This window comes from Streptomyces sp. NPDC091292, assembly GCF_044757265.1.
Taxonomy (GTDB): Bacteria; Actinomycetota; Actinomycetes; order Streptomycetales; family Streptomycetaceae; genus Streptomyces.
This window is the reverse complement of the sequence record NZ_JBIVUQ010000015.1, coordinates 77,433-95,793: the sequence shown is the minus strand read 5'-3', so window position 1 is coordinate 95,793 and position 18,361 is coordinate 77,433. Positions and strand designations below refer to the sequence as shown.

At 71.9% G+C, this 18,361-nt stretch carries 12 protein-coding genes; 5 read left to right on the top strand and 7 right to left on the bottom strand.

Annotated features, from left to right (window positions below; translation table 11 throughout):
• Nucleotides 1-47 precede the first annotated feature (47 nt).
• Nucleotides 48-839, top strand: coding sequence for a hypothetical protein (locus ACIQNU_RS31755; protein WP_401372997.1), 792 nt, complete (start codon nucleotides 48-50; stop codon nucleotides 837-839).
• 84 nt (nucleotides 840-923) lie between these two features.
• Here ACIQNU_RS31755 and ACIQNU_RS31750 read toward each other — a convergent pair whose 3' ends face one another.
• From ACIQNU_RS31750 to ACIQNU_RS31735, 4 genes are all read right to left on the bottom strand, one after another.
• Nucleotides 924-1,622, bottom strand: coding sequence for an HNH endonuclease family protein (locus tag ACIQNU_RS31750; protein ID WP_401373148.1), 699 nt, complete (start codon nucleotides 1,620-1,622; stop codon nucleotides 924-926).
• Between the two features lie 261 nt (nucleotides 1,623-1,883).
• Entirely contained in the window at nucleotides 1,884-5,492 is a 3,609-nt protein-coding gene (mfd, locus tag ACIQNU_RS31745) for a transcription-repair coupling factor (RefSeq protein ID WP_401372996.1), read from the bottom strand.
• A gap of 436 nt (nucleotides 5,493-5,928) precedes the next feature.
• Nucleotides 5,929-8,496: an ABC transporter permease gene (locus ACIQNU_RS31740; protein WP_401372994.1), complete on the bottom strand. Its 2,568-nt coding sequence runs from the start codon at nucleotides 8,494-8,496 to the stop codon at nucleotides 5,929-5,931.
• Nucleotides 8,493-9,281, bottom strand: coding sequence for an ABC transporter ATP-binding protein (locus tag ACIQNU_RS31735; RefSeq protein WP_401372993.1), 789 nt, complete (start codon nucleotides 9,279-9,281; stop codon nucleotides 8,493-8,495). The genes ACIQNU_RS31740 and ACIQNU_RS31735 overlap by 4 nt, the downstream gene beginning before the upstream one ends.
• 606 nt (nucleotides 9,282-9,887) lie before the next feature.
• On the opposite strand from ACIQNU_RS31735, the gene ACIQNU_RS31730 reads away from it, so the two are divergent.
• Entirely contained in the window at nucleotides 9,888-10,436 is a 549-nt protein-coding gene (locus ACIQNU_RS31730; RefSeq protein WP_401372991.1) for a DUF485 domain-containing protein, read from the top strand.
• Nucleotides 10,433-12,088, top strand: a complete 1,656-nt coding sequence (locus ACIQNU_RS31725) for a cation acetate symporter (RefSeq protein WP_401372990.1) — start codon at nucleotides 10,433-10,435, stop codon at nucleotides 12,086-12,088. The genes ACIQNU_RS31730 and ACIQNU_RS31725 overlap by 4 nt, the downstream gene beginning before the upstream one ends.
• 71 nt (nucleotides 12,089-12,159) lie before the next feature.
• Here ACIQNU_RS31725 and ACIQNU_RS31720 read toward each other — a convergent pair whose 3' ends face one another.
• The 3 genes from ACIQNU_RS31720 to ACIQNU_RS31710 all read right to left on the bottom strand — a co-directional run bounded on the left by ACIQNU_RS31720 (nucleotide 12,160) and on the right by ACIQNU_RS31710 (nucleotide 16,852).
• Nucleotides 12,160-13,044 carry a cellulose-binding protein gene (locus tag ACIQNU_RS31720; protein ID WP_401372989.1) on the bottom strand — a complete coding sequence of 295 codons (885 nt, stop codon included), beginning with the start codon at nucleotides 13,042-13,044 and terminating at the stop codon, nucleotides 12,160-12,162.
• A gap of 219 nt (nucleotides 13,045-13,263) precedes the next feature.
• The gene (locus ACIQNU_RS31715) at nucleotides 13,264-15,858 is read right to left on the bottom strand and encodes an SUKH-4 family immunity protein (protein WP_401372987.1); all 2,595 of its coding nucleotides are present in this window, start codon (nucleotides 15,856-15,858) and stop codon (nucleotides 13,264-13,266) included.
• A gap of 7 nt (nucleotides 15,859-15,865) precedes the next feature.
• On the bottom strand, nucleotides 15,866-16,852 hold the full coding sequence (locus ACIQNU_RS31710; protein WP_401372986.1) for an SMI1/KNR4 family protein: 987 nt from the start codon (nucleotides 16,850-16,852) through the stop codon (nucleotides 15,866-15,868).
• Between the two features lie 310 nt (nucleotides 16,853-17,162).
• On the opposite strand from ACIQNU_RS31710, the gene ACIQNU_RS31705 reads away from it, so the two are divergent.
• Nucleotides 17,163-17,663 (top strand): YwqJ-related putative deaminase, encoded by a 501-nt coding sequence (locus ACIQNU_RS31705; RefSeq protein WP_401372984.1) that lies wholly within the window; start codon nucleotides 17,163-17,165, stop codon nucleotides 17,661-17,663.
• Between the two features lie 56 nt (nucleotides 17,664-17,719).
• Nucleotides 17,720-18,352, top strand: coding sequence for an SUKH-3 domain-containing protein (locus tag ACIQNU_RS31700; protein WP_401372983.1), 633 nt, complete (start codon nucleotides 17,720-17,722; stop codon nucleotides 18,350-18,352).
• Nucleotides 18,353-18,361: the final 9 nt, after the last annotated feature.

Below are 18,361 nucleotides of genomic sequence, written 5' to 3'. Positions count from 1 at the left end.
CCCACACCACCCTCACATTCACCACCGCACCCCCTGGGGGAACTCCCATGCGCCGCACCACCATCGCCGCCCTCTGCCTCGCCGCCGTCGCCACCACCGCGCTGACCGCCTGTGGCACCGACACCAAGGACGACAAGGCCGGTTCGTCCGGCAAGTCCACGGCCGGCAGTGCGACTCCCAGCCCGTCGAAGAAGGCGGCGTTCGCCGATCTGTCGGGGCAGGAGATCGTCGACCGGGCCGTCAAGGCCACCCGGGCCGCCACCTCGCTCACCCTCAAGGGCGACGTCCCCGACGACGGCGGCGGCACCATCTCGCTGGACATGGCCCTGGACCGCGAGGGCCGGTGCGCGGGGACCATGGGCATGAACGGCGAGGGCACGGTCGAACTGATCGCGAACAGCGACCTGGTCTACATGAAGTACGACGAGGAGTTCCTGCGCGCCCAGAGCAAGGGGCAGCCCAAGGCCGAGACGGACGGTGTGGTGGACATGCTCGCCGACCGCTGGGTCAAGATGAGCGCGACCAGCAAGGACGCCAAGGACATGGCCGGCTTCTGCGATCTGGACGCCGTACTGAAGGACTTCGACGACATCCGCTCGGCCGCCCGCAAGGGCAAGGAGACGAGGGTCGACGGCACGCCCGCCTTCTCGCTCTCGGAGAGCGAGGGCAAGGACCGCTACACCCTCTACGTCGCCACCGAGGGCAAGCCGTATCTGCTGAAGGTCGAGAACACCTCGGGGAAGAAGGGCGAGACGATCACCTTCACCGACTACGACAAGCCGGTGCCGGCGAAGGCGCCCGCCGACAAGGACGTCGTCGACATCGACAAGCTGGGCTGACCCACCGGGGGGTGGGTGAGAAGCCGGTGCCCCGGATGCCGTACGGCGTCCGGGGCACCGGTCGTCACAGGGCCGCCGTCCTCGTCACCGTGCCTTGAACCGTGACGGCGCCTCCGTCGGATTGCCGCCCGTCGGCAGCGCGCGGTCCGGGCAGTCCGCCAGGACCTTCCGCATCGCGTCCCGCTCAGCGGCCGTCACCCACAGCTCGTACTTCTTCTTCACGCCGACCTGGTGGGCGACGTAGTCACAGCGGTACGCCTTGTTCGGCGGCAGCCAGGTCGCCGTGTCGCCGTCGCCCTTGCTGCGGTTGGGGCCCGCGTCCACCGCGAGGAGGTTCAGCGGGTCGTTGGCGAGGGCGATCCGCTTGCTCGCGTCCCACTGCTGGGCGCCCTTCTGCCAGGCGTCCGAGAGCGCCACGACATGATCGATGTCGACCTTGCTGGCGCCCCGCCGGAACGTCACTTCATTGCCGGTGTACGGGTCCTTGGTGAGCGTTCCCGACACCACCGTGCAGACGCCGTCGGAGAACTTCACGTCGTCCAGGTCCCGTTTGAGTATGTCGTCGCGGGTGGGACAGCCGTTCGAGTCGGTGTCCGCCCACGCCGTACCGAACCGGGCCCGGTCGAACCCGGTCTTGGGCGCGCGGCCCTTGACCGTCAGCTCGTCCACAGCGGCGAGCGCGGAGCCCGCCTCGCCCTCGGCCCCCGGCTTCGGCGATTCCGACGAGCCGTTGCCGACCGTCACCGAGCAGCTCGCGGCGCTGGTCAGCACCGCCACCACCATCGCCGTCGCGGCCGTCCCCACGACCCTGCGCTTCCTGCCCGTCCCGCCTGCCCTGCCCGTCCCGCGCTGTGCGTGCGCCTCGACGATTCCGAGCGTCATCGCGCTCCCCCCGCCTTCCCTGCGTTCCCGGCGGTCCGCGCGTCACCGTGCTTCCCACATGCCACGTACCCGTGCCCCACCACCCACGTGCCCGCGTGCCCGCCTTGTCCTGCCGTACGCCGCTCCGAAGTGGTGGCGGCGGTCGGCAGGGACACTGACTGACTACGACCCCAGGATCGTAGTCAGGAACTCCCCCGTCCAGGCCAACAGTTCACGTCCTGTCAGCGGCTTTCCGCCGACCTTCGCCGCCTTCGGGCGCGGGACAAGGATCTGATGGGTGGTCGGCTTGATGACCGAGCCCGGGTAGAGCCGCTTCAGCCGCAGCTCCTGCGACTCCCTCAACTCGACCGGTGCGAAACGGATGTTGGCGCCCTGGAGGACGACCTCGCCGACCCCGCAGGCCCGCCCGAGCATCCGCAGTCCGGCGACGAGCAGCAGATTCTCGACGGGCTCGGGCAGCTTGCCGTACCGGTCGGTCAGCTCCTCGCGGACCGAGCGGATGTCGTCCTCGGTGGTGGCCGACGCGATGGAGCGGTACGCCTGCAGGCGCAGGCGCTCGCCCGGCGCGTAGTCGTGCGGGACGTGCGCGTCGACCGGCAGCTCGATCTTGACCTCCAGCGGCGGCTCTTCCTCCACACCGCCGTCCAGGGACGCCCGGTAGTCCGCGACGGCCTCGCCGACCATCCGTACGTACAGGTCGAAGCCGACGCCCGCGATATGACCGGACTGCTCCCCGCCGAGCAGATTGCCCGCGCCCCGGATCTCCAGGTCCTTCATCGCCACGTACATGCCCGCGCCCATCTCGGTGTGCTGGGCGATCGTCGCGAGGCGTTCGTGCGCGGTCTCGGTGAGCGGCTTCTCCGGCGGGTACAGGAAGTACGCGTACCCCCGGTCACGGCCCCGGCCGACGCGTCCGCGCAACTGGTGGAGCTGGGAGAGGCCGAAATTGTCGCCGCGCTCCACGATGAGGGTGTTCGCGTTGGAGATGTCGATTCCCGACTCGACGATCGTCGTGGAGACCAGGACGTCGAACTTCTTCTCCCAGAAGTCGACCACGACCTGTTCCAGGGCCTGTTCCGACATCTGGCCGTGCGCGGTCGCGATCCGGGCCTCGGGCACGATCTCACGCAGCCGCGCCGCTGCCCGGTCGATCGACTCGACGCGGTTGTGGATGTAGAAGACCTGGCCCTCGCGCAGCAGCTCACGGCGGATGGCCGCGCCGATCTGCCGCTCCTCGTACGGCCCGACGAACGTCAGCACCGGGTGCCGCTCCTCCGGCGGCGTCGTGATCGTGGACATCTCACGGATCCCGGTCACGGCCATTTCGAGCGTGCGGGGGATCGGCGTCGCGGACATGGTCAGTACGTCGACATTGGCGCGGAGCTTCTTCAGCTGCTCCTTGTGCTCGACGCCGAACCGCTGCTCCTCGTCCACGATGACCAGGCCGAGGTCCTTGAACTTGGTCTCCGACGAGAACAGCCGGTGGGTGCCGATGACGATGTCGACGGCGCCCTCACGCAGCCCCTCCAGGGTCGCCTTCGCCTCGGTGTCCGACTGGAACCGGCTCAGCGCCCGCACCTTCACCGGGAACTGCGCGTACCGCTCGCCGAACGTCCCGAAGTGCTGCTGCACCAGCAGCGTCGTCGGCACGAGCACGGCGACCTGCTTGCCGTCCTGCACCGCCTTGAACGCGGCGCGCACCGCGATCTCCGTCTTGCCGTACCCGACGTCACCGCAGATCAGACGGTCCATCGGAACCGTCTTCTCCATGTCCTCCTTCACCTCGGCGATCGTCGTCAACTGATCCGGCGTCTCCGCGTACGGGAACGCGTCCTCCAGCTCCCGCTGCCACGGCGTGTCCGGCCCGAAGGCGTGTCCTGGCGCCGCCATCCGCGCGCTGTACAGCCGGATCAGGTCCGCCGCGATCTCCTTGACGGCCTTCTTCGCGCGGGCCTTCGTCTTCGTCCAGTCGGCGCCGCCGAGCCGGTGCAGCGTGGGCGCCTCACCGCCGACGTACTTGGTGATCTGCTCCAGTTGATCCGTCGGGATGTACAGCCGGTCGCCGGGCTGGCCGCGCTTGGCGGGCGCGTACTCCACGACCAGGTACTCACGTGTCGCGCCCTGCACCGTGCGCTGCGCCATCTCGATGTAGCGGCCCACGCCGTGCTGCTCGTGGACGATGTAGTCGCCGGTCTCCAGGGTGAGCGGGTCGATGGTCTTGCGGCGCCGCGCGGGCATCCGCCGGCCGTCCTTGCCCGCCGTGCGCTGCCCGGTCAGATCGGTCTCGGTGAGCACCGCGAGCCGCAGCGCCGGGTCCACGAACCCGTACTCGATGGAGCCGCACGCCACCTGCACCACCGACGGCGTCAGCTCGGCGAGGTCGCCCGGCGCGCCGTCGCGCGCGACGAGGCGGGCCGCGATGCCCTCACCGCCGAGCACCTCGACCGTACGGGCCGCCGGGCCGTGGCCCTCCGTGACGAAGACGACGCGCCAGCTCTCGGCGAGCCAGCCCTTGGTGTCGGCGAGCGCCTTCGCGGTGTCGCCCCGGTAGGTCTCCGGCGCGTGCATGCCCAGCTTCAGGGTGTCCCCGTCGGCGCGGGCCAGGGCCGCCGCCACCGGGTCGGCGCTCCTGTCGCCCGCGTCCAGGTCGGCATCCGCCTCACCGGCCGCGAACGGCGACACCGACCACCACATCATCCCCAGCTCACGCGCCCGGTCCCGGACGTCCGCGATCGACCACAGCGACGCCGCGCCCACATCGATCGGGGCCTCGCCGCCGCCCGCCGTGGCCGCCCAGGACGCCTGAAGGAACTCCTGGCTCGTCGCCACCAGGTCCGCCGCCCGGGTCCGCACCCGCTCCGGGTCGCACACCACCGCCATGCTGCCCGCCGGCAGCACGTCGAGCAGCAGCTCCATGTCGTCCACGAGGACCGGGGCCAGCGACTCCATGCCCTCCACGGCGATGCCCTCGGCGATCTTGCCGAGGAGTTCGCCCAGCTCCGGGTGGGCCTCGGCGAGCGCCGCCGCCCGCCTCCGCACCTCGTCGGTCAGCAGCAGCTCCCGGCACGGCGCCGCCCACAGCCCGTGCTCCGCGACCTCCAGGGACCGCTGGTCGGCGACCTTGAAGTACCGGATCTCCTCGACGTCGTCGCCCCAGAACTCCACCCGCAGGGGGTGCTCCTCGGTCGGCGGGAACACGTCCAGGATGCCGCCGCGCACCGCGAACTCACCGCGCTTCTCGACCAGCTCGACCCGGGCGTACGCGGCTGCCGCGAGGGCGTCCACCACCTCGTTCAGATCGGCCTGCTGTCCCGTCCGCAGCGCCACGGGCTCCAGGTCCCCCAGGCCCTTGACCTGCGGCTGGAGCACCGAACGGATCGGGGCCACCACCACCGACACCGGGCCCGTCTCCGGGTCGTCCGCTCTCGGATGCGCCAGCCTGCGCAGCACCGCGAGCCGCCGGCCCACCGTGTCCGAACGCGGTGACAGACGCTCGTGCGGCAGCGTCTCCCACGACGGGTACTCGACCACGCCGTCCGGTGGCAGCAGCGACCTCAGGGCCGCCGCCAGGTCCTCGGCCTCGCGGCCGGTCGCGGTGACGGCGAGCACCGGGCGGCGGGCCTCGCGGGCGAGGGCGGCCAGGGTGAAGGGGCGGGCGGCCGGGGGGCCCACCAGGTCGACGTGCATACGGTTGCCGTCCTGGGCCGCCTTCACCGCTTCGGTGAGTGCGGGGTCCTCGCGGACGGCGTCGAGCAGACCGTGCAGGCTCATGAAGGGGTTCCATCCCGGCTCAGGGGGCAACGCGAACGACCCGACTCGTCGTACGGGCCGGGGGTCCCCAGGGTACGACGTGCCGTCGGCTGACCGGACATCCCTTGGCGCCGGGTGCCATTCCGGTGCCCGGTGCCTCCCTTGCCCAGGGGGCGCGTGACTTGCCGCTCTCTCTCCAAGTGACCGTCGACTCGGGTTGTGCCCACCCGTTCCGCCATGCGGAACGCCTGCCCACAACGGGTACGGGGTACGAGGGTGGGCGGGGGCGGGTGGCGTGCCGTGCGGGGCGCCTGCCCACAACGGGACCGGGGAAATGGGGTGGGCGGGGGGCGCCTGCCCACGACGGGACCGGGGAGGAGTAGTTGCCGGAGAAACTATGGCGCCCGGCGCCTCGGGTGGTCCGAGGTGCCGGGCGCCTCCCCCGGTTCCCCCGTGGCTACTCCGTCGCGATGGCGTTCAGGACGTTCATTCGGCCGGCCCTGAAGGCGGGGATCAGGGCGGCCATGAGGCCCACGAACGCCGAGGCTATGAAGACCGTGATGATCGTGGGCCAGGGGATCTCCAGGACGCCCAGACCCTCCAGCGCCAAGAGCTTCTGCGCCGTCGTACCCCAGCCCATGCCCAGGCCGAGGCCGAGCAGGGCGCCGAAGAGGGCAATGACCACGGACTCCAGCCGGATCATGCGGCGCAACTGCCGGCGGGAGAGCCCGATGGCGCGCATCAGACCGATCTCACGGGTCCGCTCGACCACCGAGAGGGCGAGGGTGTTCACCACACCGAGGACCGCCACGATGATCGCCAGTGCCAGCAGCCCGTACACCATGTAGAGGAGCTGGCCGATCTGGTCCTTGAGCTGCTGCTTGAAGTCCGTCTGGTCGCGCACCTCGTACTGCGGGTACTCCTTCAGCGAGGACTTCAGCGCGGCGTACGCCGTCTTCTCCTGACCGTCCTTGGCCTTGGCGAACATGATGTCGTTCGCCGGGATCTTGTCGGCCGGCAGGTACTTCTCGACGGTCGTGATGCCGACGTACCGCGCGCCCTGGTCGATGGTGACGTCGTCGTCGGTGATCGCGGCGACCTTGAGCTTCGCGGTCTCGCCGCCCTTGAAGGCGACGGTCATCCGGTCACCGACCTTGATCTTGTGCTCGGCCGCGTACTTGTTACCGATCGACATCGCGTCCATGCCGTACGCGGCGGACAGGTCGCCGGCTGTCGTGGTGCGGCGCAGGTCGCTCGCGTACGTGGGGTCGGCGGCCGAGACGTCGCTCTTCTCGGTGGAGCCGTCCGGCGCGGTGAACGTGACGTCGACGATCTTGTACCGGGTGACGTGCTCCAGGCCCGGCGTCGACTCGATGACCTTCTCGGCCTGCGGGACGATCCGCTGCTGGCCCTGGATGATGAAGTCCGCGCCGACCGACTTGTCGAGTTCGTCGGTGGCCGATGCGACCATCGAGGAGCCGACCACGGACAGGCAGGCCACCAGGGCGAGGCCGATCATGAGGGCGGCGCCGGTGGCTCCGGTGCGGCGCGGGTTGCGCAGCGCGTTGCGCTCCGCCATCCGGCCGACCGGTCCGAACAGGCGCAGGACGACCGCGCTGATCGCCCGGACCATGCCGCCCGCGAGGAGCGGGCCGACGACGACGAACCCGATGAGGGTGAGGACCACACCGAGGCCGAGGACGAGGGAACCCTCGCTCGCCTTGTCGGCGGTCGCCGCCGCGTACAGCGAAGCGGCTCCGGCGCCGGTGAGGACCAGGCCGATCACCCCGCGCACCACTCCGGCCTTGCCGTCCGCCGGGGTACCGGCGTCCCGCAGGGCGGCCATCGGGGAGACCTTGCTCGCGCGGCGGGCCGGGAGATAGGCGGCGAGGACGGTGACGACGACGCCGAGGACGAGGCCGATCACGGGCGTCGTCCACTTGACCGTCAGATCGTCGGTGGACAGATCCATGCCCATGGAGCCCATGAGCTGCATCAGCCCGACGGCGAGTCCGACACCGGCCGCGACTCCGAGCAGGGATCCGACGATGCCGAGGAACACGGCCTCGATGAGGACGGACCTGTTGACCTGGCGGCGCGAGGAGCCCAGGGCGCGCATCAGACCGATCTCGCGGGTGCGCTGGGCGACCAGCATCGAGAAGGTGTTGATGATGAGGAAGACACCGACGAGGAGGGCGATTCCGGCGAAGCCGAGCATCGCGTACTTCATCACGTCGAGGAAGGAGCCGATGTCCTCGCGGTTGGCGTCCGCGGTCTCCTTCTGGGTCTGCACCTTGTAGGGGCCTTCGAGGGCCGAGGCGACGTTCTGCTTGAGCTGGGTGTGGCTCACGCCCGCCGCCGCGGTGACGTTGATCTGCGTGAACCGGCCCGTGGCGCCGAGCAGTTCGCGCTGCGAGGTCGCGGTGTCGAAGTAGACGACGGCCGCGCCCGGGTTGGTGACCTTGAAGGTGGCGATGCCACTGATCTTCGCGGTGAAGTCGCCGGTGACGGCGATGGTGCGCAGTTCGTCACCGAGTTCGAGGTGGTGCTTCTTGGCGGTGTCGGCGTCGACCATGACGTCGGTCGGGCCGCGCGGGGCGTGCCCGGAGGTGATCTCCATGGACCGCAGGTCGTTACGGGTCCAGTTGCCGGCGATGGTCGGGGCGCCGGTGGTGGAGCCCATGTTGTCGTTCTTCGCGTCGACCACCGTCACGTTCATCGAACTGACGGCGCCCTCGGCGGACTTCACGCCCTCGGTCGCCCGCGCCTTCTCCAGGACGGAGGCGGGCAGCGACTCCGGCTTGCCGGACTGTCCCGCCTCGCCGGACCCCGAAGCGGACTTGGGGCTGACCGTGACATCGGACGACGTCGCGGCGAAGAGCTTGTCGAACGTCGTGTTCATCGTGTCCGTGAACACCAGGGTGCCGCAGACGAACGCGACCGACAGGAGCACGGCCACCGCGGACAGCGCCATGCGTCCCTTGTGCGCGAAGAAGTTGCGCACGGAGGTCTTGAACACGGTCATGACGTACGCCCCCGGGCGTCGAAGTCCTTCATGCGGTCGAGAACGGCGTCGGCGGTGGGCCGCAGCATCTCGTCGACGATGCGGCCGTCCGCGAGATACAGCACGCGGTCGGCGTAGGACGCGGCGACCGGGTCGTGCGTGACCATCACGATGGTCTGGCCCAGCTCGTCCACCGAGCGGCGCAGGAAGCCCAGGACCTCGGCGCCGGCCCGCGAGTCGAGGTTTCCGGTCGGCTCGTCACCGAAGATGATCTCCGGCCGGGCGGCCAGGGCACGGGCCACGGCGACGCGCTGCTGCTGGCCGCCGGAGAGTTGGTTCGGCCGGTGCTTCAGACGGTCGGCGAGGCCGACGGTCTGCACGACGCGGTCCAGCCACGGACGGTCGGGCTTGCGGCCCGCGATGTCCATCGGCAGCGTGATGTTCTCCAGCGCGTTCAGCGTCGGCAGCAGGTTGAACGCCTGGAAGATGAAGCCGACCCGGTCGCGCCGCAGCCGCGTCAGCTTCTTGTCCTTGAGCCCGGTGATCTCGGTCTCGTCCAGATAGATCTGGCCCTCCGTCACCGAGTCCAGACCGGCGAGGCAGTGCATCAGCGTCGACTTGCCGGAACCCGACGGGCCCATGATCGCGGTGAACTGCCCCCGCGCTATGTCCACATCGACATGGTCCAGGGCGAGGACGCGGGTCTCCCCCGCGCCGTACGCCTTGACGACCTGCCGTGCCCTCGCGGCCACGGCCGTACGCCCTCCAGTGCCCCCGTGCCTGGTCTTGGTCACAGCCGTTGTCACGGTAAGTCTCCTATGTCGGTCATGCGAAGAAACGACGTCTGCCCACCCGGTGAAGGGATGCGGACGTGTGGGTGCGTTGTCGCCCGGAGGCGCGGATGCGCCGACGTGCCGGGCGGACACGCTCTGCGGAACTGCCTTCAGTCTCCAGCCGGGCGGTGGTCCCGCGCCCTGGTGCACAGCGCAGTCTTTCCCTGGGGAAAACCCCACCCCCCAAGGTGCGGTCCACCGCCCGGTCCCCCTGCGGTCGACCCCCTCGGACCGCATAAGAACAGGCTAAAGACCGACCCGGCTCCCGCTCCTCCTCCGCCGGAACGAACCCGCCCCGGGCCCTGATGCGGAGGTCCCCCTAGGGGTTCTCCACCCGTTGGTGGAGCGGTTCTCGGGGTTCCTCCACCCTTCGGCCCGGCCAGCCTCCACCCTCCCGCCGCGTGAGGATCAACCCCGCCCCCGCCCCTCCCGGACGCCGCCACATACCGACCATCCAGTTTGTGGAAAACTCCCCACCTCCCGGATACCAGCGAGTAACGTGCTCGCTCACCCCCATATACCCCCATCCCTCCTCTGCGGTCCCGCACCGGACCACAGCCGCGCAAAGGAGATTCCGGGATGTCCGCCTACCCGCCTCCCCACCGGCCGCCCCACCCACCCCCGACGCCCACCCCCACCACCCAGCACCTGCCGCACGCCTTCCCGCCCTCGCACGACTCGTCCCCGTCGTACACGACGTACCCCCGACAGCCCCACCCCCCGGAACCCACACCTCCGCCACGCCACCCGGCCCACGCCTGCCGCCCCACCCACACCGCCGCCCGCCGCGACGAACTGCGGCGGCTGCGCGGCGCGTACCGCTGGCAGCGCCGGGTCGCGACCCTCACCGCGCTCGGCTACTTCACCCTCTTCCTCGTCCTGTCCGCGTACGCACCCGGTTCCATGACCCGCGCGCTCTCCGGCGGGATGACGACAGGACTGCTCCTGGGCGTGTGCCAACTCCCCGTCGCCTGCCTGGCCGTCGCCCTGTACGAGTACACGGCCCGGCGGCGCGTCGACCCGCTGTCGGAACGGCTGCGGCTCCACACCGAGGCCGACGGACAACAAGAGCGGCAGCAACAGAACCGGCAGCAACAAGAGCGGCAGCGACAGGAGCGCGGACGATGAACGGATTCAGCGATTCCGCGCAGGCGATGTCCCTGATGGCGTTCACCGCCGTCGTCACCCTCACCCTGCTCCTGTGTGTGATGACCGGCCCCGACCGGGACGGAATCGGCGAGTTCTACACCGGCTACGGCACCCTCTCGCCGATGCGCAACGGCCTCGCCATCGCGGGCGACTACATCTCCGCCGCGACCGTCCTCGGCACCAGCGGCGTCATCGCCGTCGCCGGGTACGACGGCGTCGTCCTCGCGCTCAGTACGGCGCTGTCACTGATGCTGCTGATGTTCCTGATGGCCGAACCGCTGCGCAACGCGGGCCGGTTCACCATGGGCGACGCGCTCGCGCGCCGGATGCCGGGCCGCACGGTCCGGATGGCCGCCTGCGCGGTCACCCTCGCCGCCCTCCTGCCGCTGATGCTGGTCCAGCTCGCGGGCGCGGGCGACCTCCTCGGGTTCGTCCTCGGCTTCGACAGCCAGGGCCTCAAGACGGGTGTCGTCGTCGGACTCGGCACGCTCATGATCACGTACGCGGTGATCGGCGGGATGAAGGGCACCGCGCTCATCCAGATCCTGAAGATCGTGATGCTCCTCGGGTCAGGCACCGTCATCGCCGTCCTCATGCTGAACCGGTTCGACTGGGACCCCGGGGCGCTGCTCGCCGCCGCCGCACGGAACAGCGGCGTCGGGGACGCCTTCCTGCACTCCGGACTCCAGTTCGCGGGCGGCGCCAACCCCCGCCTGGACATGATCACTTCCGAGCTGACCGTCGTCCTGGGCGGCGCCTGCCTGCCGCACATCACCATGCGGATGTACACCGCGCGCGACGCGCGCGAGGTGCGCCGTTCGATGTCCTGGGCGGTGTCCTCGGTGGCCGGCTTCGTCCTGATCATGTCGATCGTCGGCTTCGGCGCCGTCGCCCTGATCGGCCGCTCCGCCGTCCTGGGCGCCGACCCGCAGGGCCAGACCGCGTATCTCCTGGGCTCCCGGGCCGTGTTCGGGGTCGACGTCTCGACGGTGGAGACCCTGCTGTTCACGACGGTGACCACCGCGATCTTCCTGACGCTGCTCGCCTCCGTCGCCGGGATGATCCTCGCGTGCGCCAACTCCCTCGCCCACGACGTCTTCGCGCACCGCGCGAAACGGCAACTGTCGGGGCGGCGCGAGATGACCCTCGCGCGCGTGTGCGCGGTCGGCATCGGCGCTGTCGCGATCCTCCTGGCGACGTTGGTGCAGCACCGCAGTCTGCAACCCCTGGTGACGCTGTCGTTCTGCATCGGCGCGTCCGCTCTCGCGCCCGCGCTCGTCTACACCCTGTTCTGGCGCCGCTACACGCGCGCGGGGCTGCTGAGCACCCTCATCGGCGGCACCCTCACCGTCCTGGTCCTGCTGCCCGGCACCAACCTGGTCTCCGGCTCACCCGCCGCCGCGTTCCCCGACCACGACTTCAACTGGTTCCCCTTCACCACCACGGGCCTGGTCACCATCCCCGCCGGCTTCGCACTCGGCTGGCTCGGCACGGCCCTCTCGTCCCGCCGCACGGTGGACACCCAACGCCGCCAGTACGAGGCGGTCGAGGGCTGGCTGCTCGCCGGAGCGGGAACGGGCACCGGAACGGGAACGGGCACCGGAAAGGGGGTGGGCGGTACGGAGCCCTGAGCCGGACGACATCACGTACACCGACCGCCCCTGCCCGCCGAACTCGCCCGACTACCGCCGCCGACCAATGGCTACTCCGGAGTCCCGCTGGTCAACGTCGTAAGGCTGCTGCGGACCTGGGTCATCTGGGTGTGGAGTTCGTCCCAGCGGTCGCCGTGTTCGCGCAGCACCCGTTCCGTCTCGCGGGCGATCCGGTCCGCCGTCGCCCGCGCCTCGGCCAGCAGCGCCGCACCCCGCGCCTCCGCCTCCTCCTGCCCGTGCCGCGCCGACTCCTCCGCCGCCGCCAGCTCCCGCCGCGCCGTCGCCAGCTCCGCGTCCGCCCGCGCCGCCGACTCCGCCCGCGCCGCGTCCGCTTCCGCCGCGCGCTCCGCGTACCCCTGCTCGGCCGCGTCCCACCGCGCCGCGCGCTCCGCCTCCTGCTCGGCGAGCAGCGCCGCCGCACGCGCCCGCTCGTCACGCAGCGCCGTCAGCGCCTCGCCCCGCCGCTCCTTCACCTCACGGCGCGCCGCGATCCGGATCCCGTCCGCCTCCGCCCGGTCCGCGAGCGCCCGCTGCCGCGCCCACTCCTCGGCCTCACCCCGCACCCCGTCCGCGTACGCCTCCGCCCCCTCGCGCGCCGCGCGCGCCGTGTCCCGCGCCGCGTCACCGATCCGGCGCGCCTCGTCATGCCCCGCCGCCCGTACCGCACCGCCCTCCTCGGCGCCCAGCGCGAACAGCCGCCGCGCCCCCTCGCCCAGCGTCTCGTACGTCTGCGGGACCAGCCCCGCCACCACCTCGCGCAGCCGCTCCGCCTCCGTCTCCATCTGCCGGGAGAGGACCGTGAGCCGGGCAGCCCGCTCCCAGATGTCGTCCCGCTCCCGGGACAGCGCGGCGACGAGCCGCCGCACCTGGTCGGGACGGTAACCACGGCCCCGTACGGTCACGAAGTCGTGAGGCGCCGACGATGCACCGCTCACCTTTGTCTCCCTCCACGAAGCCGGCAGGACGCACCCGCGCACAGCACCGGGCTGCGGCACATATCCTGACGGATGGTGAGCAAGTGCCCATAACATGACACTCCACCTCACGCAACTGACACGGATAGCGGACGCGGAGAGCGGACACACAAAGGCGCCCGGCCCCTCATTCGGGACCGGGCGCCTCAGCACTCGACGGAGTGGTTACGGCAGGAGCGGCTACAGCAAGCCGTCCCACATCTGTTCGAGCAGCACGGACCACCAGCTCTCCGGAGACCCCAGCGCCGCCGGGTCGAGCGCGGCCAACTGCGCCTGGAAGTCGACGGTCCAGCGGCCCGCCTGCTCCTGGTTCAGGCCGTACCGCAGCCGCCACATCCGCCCGAGCAGCGCCATGCACCGTACGAACTCGGGCAGCCCCGTGTTCACGAACTGCGGCGGCACCGGGGCGCCGCCCGGACCGGCCTCCACCGGCACGGCGACGATGTTCGCCGTCCCGTACTGGACACAGATCGCCCGCCCGAAGTCACTGCCCATCACCAGGTACGAGCCCGCGTCCGACGCGGGCTGCACCCCGCGCTCCTGCGCCAGCTCCGCCAGCGTCGGCACCGGGCGGCCCGGCTGCGCCTGCGCCCAGAAGAACGGCCCGAAGTCGACCGGAAGGCCCGCCCACACCAGCGTCACCGCGACGGCCTCGGGCACCCCTTGCCGGGACACCGAGCGCTGTTCGAAACGGAACACACCGGGCCCGAACGCCGCGGCCAGCTCCTGCGCCACGCCCTCCGGCGGAAGCGGCGGCGCCGGATGCACCTGCGGCAGCGGCGCCCGCACCGGCGCGGGCCGCGCGGGACCGTCCGCGACCTGGTGCAACTCGCCCTGATGCGCCAGCAGTTGACGCATACCCTGCTGCCGCGACGCGTGGTCCCTGCCGTACGGCGCGATGCTCGCGATCCGGGCCTGGGGCCAGGTCTCCCGGATCATCCGGGCGCAGTACGCGCCCGGCAGCTCGCACGACTCCAGCTCCGTGTGCAGCTCAAGCACCTGCTGCGGCGGCACGTTCAGCGCGCGCAGCTCATGCAGGATCTGCCACTCCGGGTGCGGGGTCCCCGGCGCCGAACGCCGGATGACCTGCTGCTCGGACCCGTCCGCCGCGCGGTACCGCAACACGGCCTGATAGCCGGGCCCGACGGTCGGCATCCCGGCGGGCGGCTGCGGATAGCCGTACGCAGCACCAGGTCCATTCGGTACGGGGCCATTCGATACGGGACCACCGGGTACGGGACCACCCGGAACCGGAGCGCCCGGCAACGGGCCAGGGGCGCCGGGCGGGGGCGGGGGCGTGCCAGGACCGCCCGGGTTGGGGCCGGCGAGCATGGTCGCCGCATGATGGACGCCACCGGGAGGCGTACCGGGACCGGCGGGCGGCTGCCCGGGACCGGGACCGCCGGGAACACCGGGGGCACCAGGAGGGCCCGGCGCGTACGGAGGCTGGGGGGCGCCCGGAACACCCGGCGCGCCGGGCGGAGGCGGCGGACCACCCGGATTCGGACCCGCCAGCATGGTCGCCGCATGATGCACGCCACCAGGAGGCGTACCCGGACCGGCGGGCGGCTGCCCGGGAACACCAGGAACACCGGGAACACCCGGCCCACCCGGCGGCGGAGGAGGCGCACCCGGACCCCCCAGACTCGGCCCGGCAAGCATCGTCGCCGCATGATGCACACCGCCAGCACCACCAGGAGGCGCCCCCGGAGCGGCAGGCGGCTGCCCACCACCCGCACCGGGCCCACCCGGCACACCCGGCACACCCGGCCGGGCCCCCGGCGTCCCCGGCGCACCCGGCGGCGGCGGAGTCGTCGCCCCACCCCCGCGCGCCCCCCGAGGCGCCACCTGCGCCTTGCTCGTCGCCGCATCCGCGATGTCCTGCGCCCCGGCACCGGCCGGACCCGCCGGCGCGCCCGGCACCTGCGGAGCACCCGGCACCTGCGGACCCGACCCACCCGGCGCACCCGGCGCACCCGACGCACCCGGCGCACCCGGCGCACCCGGCATCCGAGGAGACATCGCCGTCGGCGGCAACTGACTCCCCCCCGACATCAACGCCGTCTGCGCCTCCGGCGGCACCACCGGCGGCGGAGTGTCGTCGTCGTCCGCGAGCTGCACCGGCGGCGCGAACACCGTCGCGGGTAGCGGCACCGAACGGTCCTCGCCCGGACCGGGCGCCGTGTCCGTCCCGGCCCACGGGGTCGCCCCGGCAGGCACGCCCGGCGACCCGGCCCGCGACCCGTCCTGCGCGGTCGGCTCGTGCGCGTGCGCACCGGAAGCCGCCGCGGGCCACGGAGTCGCCCCGCTGTCCACCGCACCGGAACCCCCGGCAACCGAAGAAGCCGCGGCAGCCGCAGACGCCCCGTCCCGCTCCCCCCGCCGATCCGGAATCCCCAGCTTGTCCGCCGCCTCCTGAAGCCACTCCGGCGGGCTCAACAGGAACGACGTCTGATTCAGATCGATCCGCTCCGGCGGACGCGCGGCCCCGGCACCCGTACCCCGCCCGTCATCGGCAACCCCGTACTCCTCCTCGTACCGGCGGATCACCTCACCCACCGGCAGCCCCGGCCACAGCGTCACCTCACCGCTGTCCCGGGCGATCACCAGCCGCTGCCGCCCGCCGTCGGAGCGGGGACCGTCCGCGCGGTCCTCCGCCCAGACCACGAACCCCAGCTCGAACTCCCGTACCCGCACCTCGCGATGCTGATACGCGGGCACGTCCGCGTTGATCCACTCCTCGGCGCGCTCCTGCGCCTGTGCGAAAGTCACCATCGGTCACTCACTCCCCCGTCGCGCCGTCCACCGGAACGGACCGCGCGAAACCGCCGTCCACCATCAGATTGGCCACAGTCTCCAACTCCGGCGGATTGCCCGCGAGCCGCGCCAGGAACGCGTCGAAGTCCTCGCCGCACGGCAACAGCAGCCGCACCCGCTCCGCGACCGTCCAGCCGTCCCGGTCCCGGGCGTCGTCGTACGCGCAGAACCAGACCGAACCGGCCCCTTCGCCCCGCACCTTGACCGCGAGGAGACCGCCCTGCACGAACCCGACGCCCAGGTAGTCCTTCGTCAGATGGTCCCGCAGGCACTTGTTCACGTACACCAGGTCGTTGACCGCCGCCTCGTCCCGCACCGTGAAGAACGGCTGGTCCACCAGGAGGCCCAACTCGGCGTCCAGCGCGGCGCCCAGCGGCGCGCACCCGCCCGCCGCCTTCAGGAAGGACCGGTACGCGCCCGGCAGGCGGTACCCCAAGTCCTCCTCCACACCCAGCACCTGCTGCTCGGTCACCGCCACCGACGACCTCGGCAGCCCGAAGTGCGCGGGCCGCGTCTCCTGCAACGGACGCGTCCCCCGCTTGTCCTGGTCGACCGCGGCCGTCGCCAGACCGCCGTGATGCCGCAGCAGCGCCTTCACCTCGACCGGCACCAACTCAAGCCGCCGGGTGTCCGGTACGTGATGCCACGTCCAGCCGTGCGGCGTCGCCACCGACGGAATCGTGTCCCACAGCGCGTGCCCCGCCGCCGCCATCGCCGCGTTCGCCGACACGTAGTCCGTCAGCCGCAACTCGTCGACGCCGAAACCCTCCGGCGGCTCCGCGATCTCGGTCGCCGCGCGCGCGTACGCCGAGAAATCCGGGTAGCCGCGCTCGTCGATCCGCACCCCTCCGGGATGCCGGGCGGCCCGCACCGGGTCCGGGAAATGCACGACCTGCCCGGCGTAGGCCGCGTTCGGCGGCACGGCTCGCTGCCCGAGCCGACCTGTCGTCATGGCGGTTGCCCCCTGCGGCACTCTCGATGGATCTACTCGGCGACCACGTGCACCCGAAGCGACGTACGGACACCCGAAGCCACGGACAGGCGACAGCCTAAGCGGTACGGCACCGCCGGTCACCGGGCGCCGGTCACCCGCCTCCGGTTCCGTGACCAGCGGTCACCCCGCCGTGACCGTACGCCGAAGACCCCGCGTGTCGCCGCGCCCCCGCTTCCGCACCACCCGCCCCATTTGGCAGGCTGTCCCAACGCCCGGGGGCGGCCCGCACACCGGCCGACGCCCGCCGGCGGGGAGGGAACCACCACTCATGACCACGGCTCAGACAGGCACACCGGGCGACCCCCGGGTCCACTGGAGCGGCACCGACGCCGCCCACACACCCGTCCTCACCCACCGCCGCGACGGCATCCTGCCCACCGTCGCCGCCGCCCTCTCCGTACGCGGCACCACCCTCACCGGCACCGCGGCCCGCGCCGACCAACCACCCGCGCTGCACCCCCTCGTACAGGACTTCCTCGACACCCTCACCGGCGACCGGCGCGACCGCTTCACCGGACGCTGCGCCGAGGCCGTCCTCATATCGCGGCACCTCACCACCGCCGACGCCGAACGCTCCAAACGCGCCCGCCGAAAACCCATGACCAACGGCGAAGCCCGCAAGGCACTCAAACAAGCCAAACTCACCACCCGCCGCATCCGCGAGGACGGCGACCCCCTGCACGGCGCCTTCGCCCACCCCTGCCGCGCCTGCACCGCGCTCACGGCCCACTTCGGCGTACGCGTCGTCGCCCCCGCGCCCGAGGACTGACCACCGCCGCGGCGAGGCAGCCCCCGAGGACGACGACAGCGACAGAACGAGAGCCGATGCACCCCGAACACGAACACCCGTACACCGACGCGTACTCCGACCCGCAGCCGGCACCCGCGGACCCTCACCACTTCGCCTCCACCGCCCCCGTACCCCCGCACGCCGACCTGACCACCGGCACCCGCTTCCCCGCCCCCGTCGACACCGCCCTGCGCGCCGCCGGCTGGCACCCCGGCCGCTGGGACATCAAACAGGCCGAATACTGGGCCGACACCCTCCGCGCCCACACCACACCCGGCGGACACCTCCACGCCGTCTTCCCCGCCGCCGTCGAAGCCTGGGCCGCGTTCGGCGGCCTCCACATCACCCCGGCGCCCCAGCCGCCAGGACCCGGCCGCCCCCTCGCCCCCACACCCCTGCGCCTCGACCCGCTGCGCGGCCTCCACATGGCCCGCACCCTCGCCGACCTCGGCCGCGCACTCGGCACCGAGGTCTGCCCGCTCGGCGAAGAGATCTCCACCGGATCGCCCGCACCCGGCGACCACCAGGCGCTCCTCGCCATCGACACCGAAGGCCGCGTCTACGGACTCGACCACACCGGCGACTGGTACCTCGGCCCCGACATCGACACCGCCCTCACCACCCTCCTCACAGGCACCCGCCCCACCCGCCTCACGGCAGCAGGCTGACCCCGGGCC